This is a genomic window from Mycobacterium sp. P7213, from assembly GCF_900604305.1.
Classification (GTDB): Bacteria; Actinomycetota; Actinomycetes; order Mycobacteriales; family Mycobacteriaceae; genus Mycobacterium.
This window is the reverse complement of record NZ_UWOA01000023.1, coordinates 13,270-25,185: the sequence shown is the minus strand read 5'-3', so window position 1 is coordinate 25,185 and position 11,916 is coordinate 13,270. Positions and strand designations below refer to the sequence as shown.

At 66.1% G+C, this 11,916-nt stretch carries 12 protein-coding genes; all 12 read left to right on the top strand.

Features of this window, described 5'->3' with window-relative positions:
* Positions 1–153 precede the first annotated feature (153 nt).
* The 12 genes from EJK91_RS10800 (at position 154) to EJK91_RS10745 (ending at position 11,903) form a co-directional block, all read left to right on the top strand.
* Positions 154–348, top strand: coding sequence for a ferredoxin (locus EJK91_RS10800; RefSeq protein WP_047320557.1), 195 nt, complete (start codon positions 154–156; stop codon positions 346–348).
* A 79-nt stretch (positions 349–427) separates the two neighbouring features.
* Positions 428–1,339 carry a 3-oxoacyl-ACP reductase gene (locus EJK91_RS10795; protein WP_047320556.1) on the top strand — a complete coding sequence of 304 codons (912 nt, stop codon included), beginning with the start codon at positions 428–430 and terminating at the stop codon, positions 1,337–1,339.
* A gap of 240 nt (positions 1,340–1,579) precedes the next feature.
* Entirely contained in the window at positions 1,580–2,344 is a 765-nt protein-coding gene (locus EJK91_RS10790) for an MlaE family ABC transporter permease (protein ID WP_046286802.1), read from the top strand.
* Positions 2,345–2,393: 49 nt separating this feature from the next.
* Positions 2,394–3,236, top strand: a complete 843-nt coding sequence (locus EJK91_RS10785) for an MlaE family ABC transporter permease (protein ID WP_047320555.1) — start codon at positions 2,394–2,396, stop codon at positions 3,234–3,236.
* 40 nt (positions 3,237–3,276) lie between these two features.
* On the top strand, positions 3,277–4,449 hold the full coding sequence (locus EJK91_RS10780; protein ID WP_047320554.1) for an MCE family protein: 1,173 nt from the start codon (positions 3,277–3,279) through the stop codon (positions 4,447–4,449).
* On the top strand, positions 4,449–5,486 hold the full coding sequence (locus EJK91_RS10775) for an MCE family protein (RefSeq protein WP_047320553.1): 1,038 nt from the start codon (positions 4,449–4,451) through the stop codon (positions 5,484–5,486). Before EJK91_RS10780 ends, EJK91_RS10775 begins: the two co-directional genes overlap by 1 nt.
* Positions 5,473–6,531 carry a virulence factor Mce family protein gene (locus EJK91_RS10770; protein ID WP_047320620.1) on the top strand — a complete coding sequence of 353 codons (1,059 nt, stop codon included), beginning with the start codon at positions 5,473–5,475 and terminating at the stop codon, positions 6,529–6,531. Before EJK91_RS10775 ends, EJK91_RS10770 begins: the two co-directional genes overlap by 14 nt.
* Entirely contained in the window at positions 6,528–7,862 is a 1,335-nt protein-coding gene (locus EJK91_RS10765) for an MCE family protein (RefSeq protein ID WP_047320552.1), read from the top strand. Before EJK91_RS10770 ends, EJK91_RS10765 begins: the two co-directional genes overlap by 4 nt.
* Positions 7,859–9,046, top strand: a complete 1,188-nt coding sequence (locus EJK91_RS10760; RefSeq protein ID WP_047320551.1) for an MCE family protein — start codon at positions 7,859–7,861, stop codon at positions 9,044–9,046. The genes EJK91_RS10765 and EJK91_RS10760 overlap by 4 nt, the downstream gene beginning before the upstream one ends.
* Positions 9,047–9,052: 6 nt before the next feature.
* A complete protein-coding gene (locus tag EJK91_RS10755) occupies positions 9,053–10,750 on the top strand; it encodes an MCE family protein (RefSeq protein ID WP_047320550.1) in 1,698 nt (565 codons plus the stop codon).
* Complete coding sequence (locus EJK91_RS10750; RefSeq protein ID WP_047320549.1) at positions 10,747–11,418, top strand: hypothetical protein; 672 nt, start codon at positions 10,747–10,749, stop codon at positions 11,416–11,418. The genes EJK91_RS10755 and EJK91_RS10750 overlap by 4 nt, the downstream gene beginning before the upstream one ends.
* Complete coding sequence (locus EJK91_RS10745; protein WP_047320619.1) at positions 11,415–11,903, top strand: hypothetical protein; 489 nt, start codon at positions 11,415–11,417, stop codon at positions 11,901–11,903. Before EJK91_RS10750 ends, EJK91_RS10745 begins: the two co-directional genes overlap by 4 nt.
* The last annotated feature ends 13 nt before the right edge of the window (positions 11,904–11,916 follow it).

Sequence of the window (11,916 nt, the reverse complement as noted above, 5' to 3'; positions counted from 1 at the left end):
TTCTGTTCGACAGCCCGTTGTAACACGTTCTAGTCCCGGGGTCCAACGGCCCTAGCGCCTCGTGTGTGAAAGCTGTCGGATCGTATGGTGACACTAGTTGACGACGACGGTCGGAAATGCTCCGCCGGCGCACGGTTTTTACAGGAGAATGTCATGCGAGTTGAAGTAGATCTGGATCGTTGCGAGGGCAACGCGATTTGCGTCGGAATCGACCCCGAGCTGTTCGATCTCAACGACGACGAGCAGGCAGAGGTCAAATTCGCTCCGGTCCCGGCCGACCGGGAAGCCCACGCCGAGCAGGCCATCGCCGAGTGCCCGCGGGCCGCGCTGCGCCGCGTCGACGACTAGCCTCCCACTGGCAACGACTAGAGGTATTCATAACCGCCGGTGACGACGAGTGCGCCGGTGACGTAAAGGAGCGGCGTACATGACTGACAACGCGATCGACCTGACCGGCAAGGTCGCAGTGGTGACCGGCGCGGCCGCCGGCCTGGGCCGAGCAGAGGCGATCGGGTTGGCCCGCTCCGGGGCGACGGTGGTCGTCAACGACATCGCGTCGGCGCTGGAGTCCTCGGACGTCATCGACGAGATCGCCGCGGCTGGCGGCAAGGGTGTGCCGGTGGCCGGTGACATCAGTCAGCGGTCCACCGCCGACGAGCTCGTCAGCACCGCCGACGGCCTGGGCGGGCTGAACATCGTCGTCAACAATGCCGGGATCACCCGGGACCGGATGTTGTTCAACATGTCCGACGACGACTTCGACGCCGTGATCGCAGTCCACCTTCGTGGACATTTCCTGCTGACCCGAAACGCGGCCGCCTACTGGCGGCAGAAGGCCAAGGACAGCGATGGGACCGTTTACGGCCGCATCATCAACACTTCCTCGGAGGCCGGCCTGATGGGTCCGGTCGGGCAGGCCAACTATGGCGCGGCCAAGGCGGGGATCACCGCGCTGACGCTCTCGGCCAGCCGGGCGCTGAGCCGCTACGGCGTGACTGCCAACGCGATCTGCCCGCGGGCCCGCACCGCGATGACCGCCGATGTATTCGGCGAGGCCCCGGAAGGCGCTGCGGGAGATGTCGATCCTTTGTCGCCCGAGCACGTGGTGACATTGGTCCGGTTCTTGGCATCGCCGGCCTCGGCTGCGGTCAGCGGTCAGGTTTTTGTGGTCTACGGACCTGAGGTAACCCTGATGGCCGCGCCGACCGTGGAACGGAAGTTCGGCGCGGACGGGCAGGCGTGGGATCCAGCCGTGTTGTCCGACACGCTGGCCAATTACTTCGCCGGCCGTGACCCGGCCCGGACGTTCTCCGCGTCCGAACTGATGTCCGGCGATTAGAACAAAATTAGAACGCGTTACAGCGAGACGTGGGTCACAATCCGCTGTGACCAGCGCGGATATCTCGGGAATCCCGCCGAAACGTGTCCTTTGACACTGAGAACGTGTTCTAGTTAGTATGATCCGGCTCACGCAGTGCGGCGTCTGAATTGCACGAATGACGCCGGTCGCAGGAGGTTGCCGGATACAGTTTTGCGACCACCGATGCCCCGGAAGCCCGACCTGAGGGAAGGACGTGTCTTGATCGAACAGCTCACGGTTCCGGCTCGGGCCGTGGGCGGGTTCGTCGAGATGTCCCTGGAGACCTTTCGGGCGATGTTCCGCCGGCCCTTCCAGTACCGTGAGTTCCTCGACCAGACCTGGATGATCGCCCGGGTGTCGCTGTTGCCGACAGTGCTGGTCGCGATCCCCTTCACCGTGCTGGTGGCCTTCACCCTCAACATCCTGCTGCGCGAGATCGGCGCTGCCGACTTGTCCGGTGCCGGAACCGCGTTCGGCACCATCACCCAGTTGGGCCCGGTCGTCACCGTGCTGGTGGTGGCCGGCGCGGGCGCGACCGCTATCTGCGCGGACCTGGGCGCACGGACCATCCGCGAAGAGATCGACGCGATGCGGGTGCTCGGTATCGACCCGATCCAGCGATTGGTGGTGCCCCGGGCCCTGGCGTCGACGTTCGTCGCCTTGCTGCTCAACGGGCTGGTGTGTGCGATCGGCCTGGTCGGCGGCTATGTGTTCTCGGTCTTCCTGCAGGGCGTCAATCCCGGTGCCTTCATCAACGGGCTGACCGTGCTCACCGGGCTCGGCGAGCTGGTGATGGCCGAGATCAAGGCGCTGCTGTTCGGCACGGCCGCCGGTCTGATCGGGTGTTATCGCGGGCTGACCGCCAAGGGCGGGCCCCAGGGCGTAGGCAACGCGGTCAATGAGACCGTCGTCTACGCCTTTATTTGTCTGTTCGTCATCAACGTCGTCATGACCGCGATCAGCGTCCGGGTGCTGGTCAAATGAGCCCGCGAGTGCTCCGGCAAGCGAAGAACGAGCGAGTGGGAGTCGAGCCATGAGCTACGACGCCACATTGCGGTTCCGGCGGATGTTCCGCGGGGTGCCCAAGGCCGTCGACACCTTCGGCGAGCAGGCCCTGTTCTACGCCGAATCGATCCGGTACGTCCCCAACGCGCTGACCCGGTACCGCAAGGAAACCGTCCGGCTGATCGCCGAGATCACCATGGGTACCGGCGCGCTGGCCATCATCGGCGGCACGGTCGGGGTGGCCACCTTCCTCACCCTGGCCTCCGGTGGAGTTATCGCCGTCCAGGGCTTCTCTTCGCTGGGCAACATCGGCATCGAGGCGCTGACCGGCTTCCTGTCGGCGTTCCTCAACGTGCGGATCGTTGCGCCGGTGGTCGCGGGGATCGCGCTGGCCGCCACCATCGGGGCCGGCACCACCGCCCAGCTCGGCGCCATGCGTGTCGCCGAGGAGATCGACGCCGTCGAGTCGATGGCGGTCCATGCGGTGTCCTATCTGGTGTCCACTCGGCTGGTGGCGGGCCTGATCGCGATCATCCCGCTGTACTCACTGTCGGTGCTGGCCGCCTTCTTCGCCGCCCGGTCCACCACGGTGTTCATCAACTCGCAGTCACCGGGCCTCTATGACCACTACTTCGACACCTTCCTGATCCCCACCGACCTACTGTGGTCCTTCCTGCAGGCGATCATCATGTCGGTCGCGGTGATGCTGGTGCACACCAACTACGGCTTCAACGCGGCCGGCGGCCCCGTCGGGGTAGGCATCGCGGTCGGTCAAGCCGTGCGGACGTCGTTGGTCGTGGTGGTCGTCATTACGCTGTTCGTTTCACTTGCCGTCTACGGCGGCTCTGGCAACTTCAACCTCTCGGGCTAGCAAGGGAATACAGGTGCAAACGGGATCGACGCGTACCCAGGTGAGGCTTGCTGCGGCAATCCTCGGTGCGATCCTGCTTGCCGCCACCGTGTTCACCTACCTGTCCTACGTGTCGGTGTTCAGCTCCACCGATAAGGTCACCGTCACCTCGCCGCGCGCCGGCCTGGTGATGGAACAGGACGCCAAGGTCAAGTACCGCGGTATTCAGGTCGGCAAGGTCAAGTCGATCAAGTACTCCGGCGACCAGGCCAAGCTGTTCCTGGCCATCGACAGCTCCGCGATGCGCCAGATCCCGTCGAACGCGGCGGTGCATATCGCCGGCAACACCATCTTCGGGGCCAAGTCGGTGGAGTTCGTTCCGCCGCCGGTGCCCTCGGGTGCGACGCTGCGCAACGGCGCGAACGTGCAGGCATCCGACGTGCAGCTGGAAGTCAACACCCTGTTCCAGAAGCTGACCGACGTGCTGGACAAGATCGACCCGGTTCAGCTCAACGGGTCGGTCAGCGCGCTGGCCGAGGGCCTGCGGGGCAACGGTGACAACCTGGGCGGGCTGCTCTCCGGGCTGAACAGCTACCTCGGAAAGTTCAATCCGAAACTGCCCCAGTTGCAGTCGGGCTTCGCCAAGACCGCGGTCGTCGGCAACATCTACGGAGATGCCGCCCCGGACCTGGCGACGACCATCGACAACGTCCCGGCGATCAGTAAGACCCTGGTCGATCAGCGGGAGAACCTGAACAAGGCATTGCTGGCGACCACCGGGCTGGCCAACAACGGCTACGACACCTTCGCCCCGGCCGCCGACGACTTCATCGCCGGGATCCAGCGCTTCCGCGCCATGACCAGCCTGCTCGCCGAATACTCGCCGGAGTTCGGCTGCCTGTTCAAGGGAATTCAAAATGCCATGGAGCGATTCGGTCCGTCGCTGGGCGGCACCAAGCCGGCTTTGTATGTGCAGTCCAGCTTCATCCCGGGCGTACCGGCCTACACCTACCCGGAGAGCCTACCGGTGGCCAACGCGACCGGCGGACCGAACTGCCGCGGCTTGCCGGACATCCCCAGCAAGCAGTACGGCGGCTCCTGGTTCCGCTCACCGTTCCTGGTGACCGACAGCGCCTACATCCCGTTCCAGCCCAACACCGAGGTCCAGTTCGACGCACCCTCCACCGCGCAGTTCCTCTTCAACGGCGCCTTCGCGGAACGGGATGAATACTGATGAGTCCGCGCAGCACCCTGGTCAAGGTCACCATCTTCGCCGTCGCCATGCTGTTGGTATCGGCCGGTCTGGTGGTGGTGTTCGGCGAATTCCGGTTTGCCTCGAACCACACCTACCACGCCGATTTCGCCAGCGCTTCCCGGCTCAAAGGCGGCGAGGACGTGAGGATCGCCGGTATTCCGGTGGGTACGGTGAAACGCGTCGAGTTGACGCCGGACAACAACGTCAGTGTCACCTTCGACGTGGACAAGCGCTACCAGATCTACGACTCGACCCGCGCGCTCATCCGCTACGAAAACCTGGTCGGCGACCGGTATCTCGAGATCGCCTCGGGCGCCGGGGAACTGCACAAGCTGCCGCCCGGCGGCACCATCGCCCGCGACCACACTCAGCCCGCCCTGGACCTGGATGCACTGTTGGGCGGGATGCGCCCGCTGCTCAAGGGCTTGGACGGCGGAAAGATCAACGAGATCAGCAACGCCCTCATCGAGCTGCTGCAGGGCCAGGGCGGTGCGCTGTCGCAGATGCTGGCCAGCACCAGCTCGTTCACCACCACGCTGGCCTCCCGCGACCAGCTCATCGGCGACGTGATCAACAACCTGAACACGGTGCTGACCACAGTCGACGACAAGAGCGAACAGTTCGACGCCACCGTCGACCGGCTACAGCAGCTGATCACCGGCCTGGCCCTGGGCAAGGATGCGATCGCCGGCGCGATCGGGCCGCTGGCCTCGGTGGAGAACGACCTCACCGACACGCTGCGCCGCACCCGTCGGCCACTGCAGGGCGTGCTCGAGAACGCGCGGCCGCTGGCCACCGTGCTGGACAAGCGCAGGCAGGAGCTGAACGACGTCATCGACCCGCTGGAAGAGAACTACCTGCGGCTCAACGCACTTGGCGCCTACGGCTCCTTCTTCAACATCAACTACTGCACCGTCGCCCTGAAGCTCAACGGCCCCGCCGGCAGTGACATCACCTTGCCCATGGGCGGCCAGAACGACACGAGCAAGGGGAGGTGCTCTCCTGTCAAAAATTGACGGCGTAAACCCGGTTCGCACGGGTACGTTGGGCATCGCACTGGTGGCATGCCTGGTCTTGGTGTCCTTCGGTTACACCAGCCTGCCGTTCTGGCCCCAGGGCAAGAACTACCACGCCTACTTCGCCGACGCCGGCGGCATCATCCCCGGTAGCGACGTGACGGTCTCCGGTATCCGGGTGGGCAAGGTCAAATCGGTGGGACTGGCCGGAGCCAGCGCGAAAGTGGATTTCACCGTCGACCGCAAGGTCCGGGTGGGGGACCAGTCGCTGGCCGCCATCCGCACCGACACCGTGCTGGGTGAGAAGGCCCTGTCGATCACTCCTGCCGGCGGCGGTTCGGTGACCTCGATCCCGCTCGAGCGCACGCGTGCCCCGTACACCCTCAACAACGCACTGCAGGACCTCGGCGGCAACGTCCGCGATCTGGACAAGCCGCGCTTCGAGGAAGCGCTGCAGGTGCTCACCGACTCCATGCGCGAGGCGACCCCGCAGCTGCGCGGAGCGCTGGACGGGGTGGCTTCCCTGTCGCGCAGCCTCAACCGTCGCGATGAGGCGTTGGGCCAGTTGTTGTCGCACGCCCAGGTTGTCACCGGTGTGCTCAACCAGCGCGCTGCCCAGGTGAACAGGCTGGTGCTCGACGGTAACCAGCTCTTCGCTGCGCTTGATGAGCGCCGGCAGGCGCTCGGCGCGCTGATCGGCGGCATCGACGATGTGTCGCAACAGCTTTCCGGAGTCGTGACCGATAACGAGAAAGGGATCGGTCCGACCTTGAAGAAGCTGAACCTGGTGCTGGACAACGTGATCGAGCGCAAGGATCGGATCGCCGGCGCCCTGGAGCGGCTGCCCGGATACGCCACCACACTCGGTGAGGTGGTGGCCTCGGGTCCGGGCTTCCAGATCAACCTGTACGGCCTACCGCCGCCCACGATGTCGGAGGTCATGGTCGACATGTTCTTCCAGCCGGGCAAGCTGCCCGACAGCTTGGCCGATTACCTGCGCGGGATGATCTCCGAGCGCACGATCATTAAGCCGAAGTCACCATGACACGCCGAACTTCACGCCTCGTCCTCGCCGGCCTGCTGGCGGTACTGTTGGCCGCCGCGGCATACGTGGTGCTGCCCGCGCAGCGCAGCTACCGCATCACCGGCTACTTCGCCTCGGCGGTGGGCCTCTACCCGGGTGACGACGTCCGGGTGGTCGGGGTTCCGGTCGGCCGCATCGAGTCCATCGAGCCGCGTGCCGAGAACGTCAAGATCACCATGTCGGTGAGCAAGGATGTGCCGCTGCCGGCCGACGTGCATGCGGTGCTCATGGCACCGAACATCGTCTCCGCGCGGGTCATTCAGCTGGCCCCGGCCTACACCGAAGGTGACAAGCTCGCCGACGGATCGGTACTGAGTGAAGACCGCACCGCGGTCCCGGTCGAATGGGACGAGGTCAAGCAGGAGCTGACCCAGCTCAGCTCCCAGTTGGCACCCGAGCAGGGCAAGCTCAACGGGGCACTGAGCGCCTTCGTCAACCAGGCCGCCGACACCTTCGACGGCAACGGCGACTCGTTCCGCAACGCGCTGCGTGAACTGTCGGCGATCACCGGGCGCCTCGGGGACTCGCGCACCGACCTGTTCGGCACCGTGAAGAACCTGCAGGTACTGGTCGATGCGCTCTCCGGCAGCAACGAGCAGATCGTGCAGTTCACCGACCATGTCGCGGCGGTGTCGGCAGTGCTGGCCGAGAGTTCGGTCGACCTGGATGTCACGCTGGGCACGCTGAGCCAGGCACTGCGCGACGTTCGCGGTTTCCTGCACAACAACAATGACGCGTTGATCGCCCAGGTCAATAAGCTGGCGGAGTTCACCAAGGTGCTGTCCGACCAGAGCGACAACCTCGAACAGGCGCTGCACATCACCCCGCACGGCCTGGTGAACTTCTACAACATCTACAATCCTGCGCAGGGGACCTTGAGCGGGCTCCTGTCGCTGCCCGACTTCGCCAATCCGGTGCAGTTCATCTGCGGCGGCGTCTTCGACGTCGGTTCGGTGCCCGACAACTTCAAGCGGGCGGAGATCTGCAAGGAGCGGATGGGACCGGTCATGCGGCGCTGGTCTATGAACTTTATCCCGTTTTTGTTCCACCCGGTCAACTCGATCACCGCCTACAAGGGCCAGATCATCTACGACACCCCGGCCACCGAGGCGAAGTCTCAGACGCCGGTGCCGTACCTGAAGTGGCTGCCGGCTCCCGGTGTCACGCCGCCGAGCACCGAAGATGTCGCGGCCCTGTTCCTGCCGCCGCCCGCGCCGGGGCAGCTGGGCAAGGCGCCCGGCCCGACGGGTCCGGCTCAGCCCGGTGCCGGTGCACCACGGGAGGGCGGATGAGCGTGAAGTCTCTTGGCGGCGCGCTGCACCGGGTCGGCCGCCGCGGTGCGGTGCTCGGTGCCGGGGCGTTGGTGTTGTCCGGTTGTCAGTTCGGCGGGCTGAACTCGCTGAACATGCCGGGAACCGCAGGCCATGGTCGCGGCTCCTACAGCATCACGGTGCAACTGCCGGACGTCACCACGCTGCCGCAGAACTCGCCGGTGATGGTCGATGACGTCACGGTCGGCAGTGTGTCGGGGATTCGGGCCGTGCAACGGCCCGACGGCAGCTTCTACGCCGCGGTCAAGCTGTCGCTGGACGGCAATGTGCACCTGCCGGCCAATGCCATCGCGAACGTCGCGCAGACCTCGCTGCTGGGTTCTCAGCACATCGAGCTGGCCGAGCCGACCGACCAACCTCCGGTCGGCACCCTCGCCCGAGGCGATGAGATTCCGCTCAGCCGGACCGGGCGCTACCCCAGCACCGAAGAGGTGCTGTCGTCGTTGGGTGTGGTGGTCAACCAGGGCAATCTCGGTGCGGTGCAAGACATCACCGAAGAGGCCCACGCCGCGGTCGCCGGCCGGGCCGGTACCTTTGCCGAGCTGGTGCCGAGGCTGGCCGAACTGACCGCCTCGCTGGACCGCCAGGCACGCGACATCGTCGCGGCGGCTGAGGGGCTGAACCGGGTCGGGGCGACCTTGGCCCGTAGCGCTCCCAGCCTGGCGCGGGCGCTGGACACCATGCCCGCGGCATTGGCGGTGCTCAACGACAACCGCAGCAACATCGTCGACGCGTTCGGGGCGCTGCAGCGGCTGGCCGTGGTCGGAGCGCGGATCATGAGCGAGACCAAGGAAGACTTCGCCGCCGACATCAAGGACCTGTACCCGGTCATCAAGGCGTTCGCTGACAACGCCAACGAGTTGGTGACGGCGTTCCCGTTCATCCCGACGTTCCCGTTCCCGTCGATGTATCTGCGTAACGCCGTGCGTGGCGACTTCCTCAACGTCTACGTCACCTTTGACATGACACTGCGTCGATTCGGCGAAACCGTGTTCACCACCGGCGGTTTCGACCCGAACATGCCGCACATGCACGACGTTCTGAACCCGCCCGATTTCTTGATCGGAGAGATGGCGAACCTGTCCGGACAGGCCGCCGACCCGTTCAAGATCCCGCCCGGAACGGCTCCCCACTATGAGGAATGACCTGCGATGCTGACCCGCCTCGTTCGAATCCAACTCGGGATCTTCGCCGTGGTCACCGTGCTGGCCGTCGGTGCCATCTCGATCCTCTACCTGCACGCGCCGAGCCGGATCGGTATCGGCACCTACAAGGTGACCGCCGACTTCATCGGTGGCGGCGGTATCTACCAGAGCGCCAATGTCACTTACCGCGGCGTGACGGTGGGCCGGGTGGAATCTGTTCAACTCAGCGACCACGGCGTCGACGCCGCAATGCGGCTCAACAGCAGTACCAAGATCCCCGGGAACGTCACCGCCACCGTCAAGAGCATGTCCGCGATCGGTGAGCAGTACATCGACCTCGTGCCACCCGCCGGGGATGCGGCCGCAGGCGCGTTGCGCAACGGCGCGCGCATCGGCCAGGACCGCACCGCTATTGGTCAGGACATCGCCGGACTGCTCGACCAGGCGCAGTCGCTGGTCAACAGCGTCGCCAACAGCCGTCTTCGCGATCTGCTGCGCAGCGCGTTCGAGGGGTTCAACGGCTCCGGGCAGGAGCTGGCGCGAATGATCGCCTCGTCGCGGCAGCTGGTCGACGAGGCCAACGCCAATTTCGACGCGACCTCGGCATTGGTCGACCAAGTCGAGCCCTTCTTGGACGCCCAGATCCGCAGCGGTGACGACATCAGGAAACTGGCACGGTCGCTGGCGGCGGTCACCACCGAGGTGCACAAGGCCGACCCGCAGCTCCGCGAGGTGCTGCAGACCCTGCCCAGCGTCGCCGACGAGGCCAACACCACTTTTGACGGAATCCGCGCGTCCTTCCCCACGCTGGCGGCCAGCATCGCCAACTTCGGTCGGGTCGGGGTCATATACCGTAACTCCATTGAGCAGGCGTTGGTGGTGTTCCCCGCGCTGATGGCGGCACTGATCACCGTCGCCGGCGGCGTGCCGATGGATGAAGGCGTGAAGCTGGACTTCAAGATCGACATGCACGACCCGCCGCCATGCACGGTCGGCTTCCTGCCGTTCACCGAAATGCGCACACCGGCCGACGAAACCGTCCGGGAACTGCCCAAGGACCTGTACTGCAAGGCCGCGCAGAACGATCCGACCGCGGTCCGTGGTGCCCGCAACTACCCCTGCATGGAATATCCCGGCAAGCGGGCGCCCACCATCCAGCTCTGCCGCGACCCGCGGGGCTTCGTCCCGATCGGCAGCAACGCGTGGCGCGGGCCGCCCGTCCCGTATGACACTCCGATCACCGATCCGCGGATGCTGACGCCGATGAACAAGTTCCCCTACATCCCGCCGTCGGCGGACTACGACCCGGGACCGCCGGTCGTTGCGCTGCCGCCGGGCGTGCCCGCGGGCCCCGGCCCGGCTCCCAACCCGCCGTTCCCGCTGCCGTACCCGCCGAATCAGCTCGGACCCAACCCGCCGGCGCCGTGGCCTTACTACGCGCCGCCGGATCAGAACATGCCGACCAGCCCGGGGGGCAACGGCGGCCTGCCCGCCTATGGCCGCGACCCCGCGCCGGGACCGTCGCCCGCGCCCGCTCCGGGACCGTTGCCCGCCGAGGCAAACGGTGTCGCGTACAGCACCTACGACCGGTCCGGAAAGTTCGTGGATCCGGCCGGCAACAGCGGAGTGTTCGTCTCCGGCTCGGACAAGTGGCTGCCCGCGGAGAACTGGGCTGATCTGATGCTTGCGCCGAGGCAGACGTGAGCGGACCCGACGACGCGAAGGTCCGGCGCCGGGCCTCGCGGGCTGCGGGACCAGCGGGTGATGCCGGCGAAACGACGCCGAGCGCCGTACGTATTCCGGCACCGAGCCGCGCCGCCGTGCGGGCGGTCCGGCCGGCCGGACCGCCCGCACGGCGGCGGCCCAACGCCCGCAAGACCGCGCGGCTGGCGGGTGCGGTCGGACTGGCGGCGTCGGTCCTGCTGGGTGGGCTGGTCGCCACGCTCGGGGTGCAACACCGGCATGCCGACGCGGCGCAGCAGCGCGACCAGCGATTCATCGACACCGCGGTCCAGACCGTGCTGAACATGTACACCTATACGCCCGACACCATCAGTGATCAGGTGGACCTGTTCGTGGCGGGCACCAGCGGCCCGCTGCGCGACACCATGGCCGCCAACGCCGAGAACCTCAAAGCGTTGCTGCGCGAGACCAAGCACAGCTCGGAAGCCGTCATCAACGCCGCGGCTCTCGAAGGAGTCGACGATGTCGCGGCGAACGCTTCGGTGTTGGTGGCGATGCGGGCTACCGCCACCGATGTCGATGGCGTCAACAAGCCGTCGCAGCCCTACGCGTTGCGGGTGATCGTGCACGAAGACGACGCGGGCAACATGACGGCCTACGACCTCAAGTGGCCGGACGGCAGCCGATGACGCGCCGGTGGATATGGCTCGCGGTCCTGGCCGGGGTACTCGCGGCGTTCGTGGGTTTCGGTGCCGCGGCGGGATCGCTGTATTGGAGCAGAGTCGAGACGCGCGGAGAGCAGGCGGCGCGCTCGGAGTTGGTCAGGCTGACCGCCGACGAGATCCCGAAGGTGCTCGGTTATGAGTACAAGACCGTGGAGCGCAGCCTGACCGAGACCTACCCGATGTTCACCGGGGATTACCGCCGCGAATTCGAGGCTCGTGCCGTGAACGAGATCATCCCGCAGGCCCGCGAGAAGCAGTTGGTGAACCAGGTCGACGTCGTCGGCGTCGGCGCCATGGCTGCGCGCCGGACCTCGGGATCGGTACTGGTGTTCGTCAACCGCACCGTGACGGGCAAGTCCAAGGAGAAGTACTACGAGGGCAGCCGGCTGCGGGTCGACTTCCGCAAGATCGACCGCAAGTGGCTGATCAGCAATATCGTGCCGATCTAGCTGAAAGGATGAG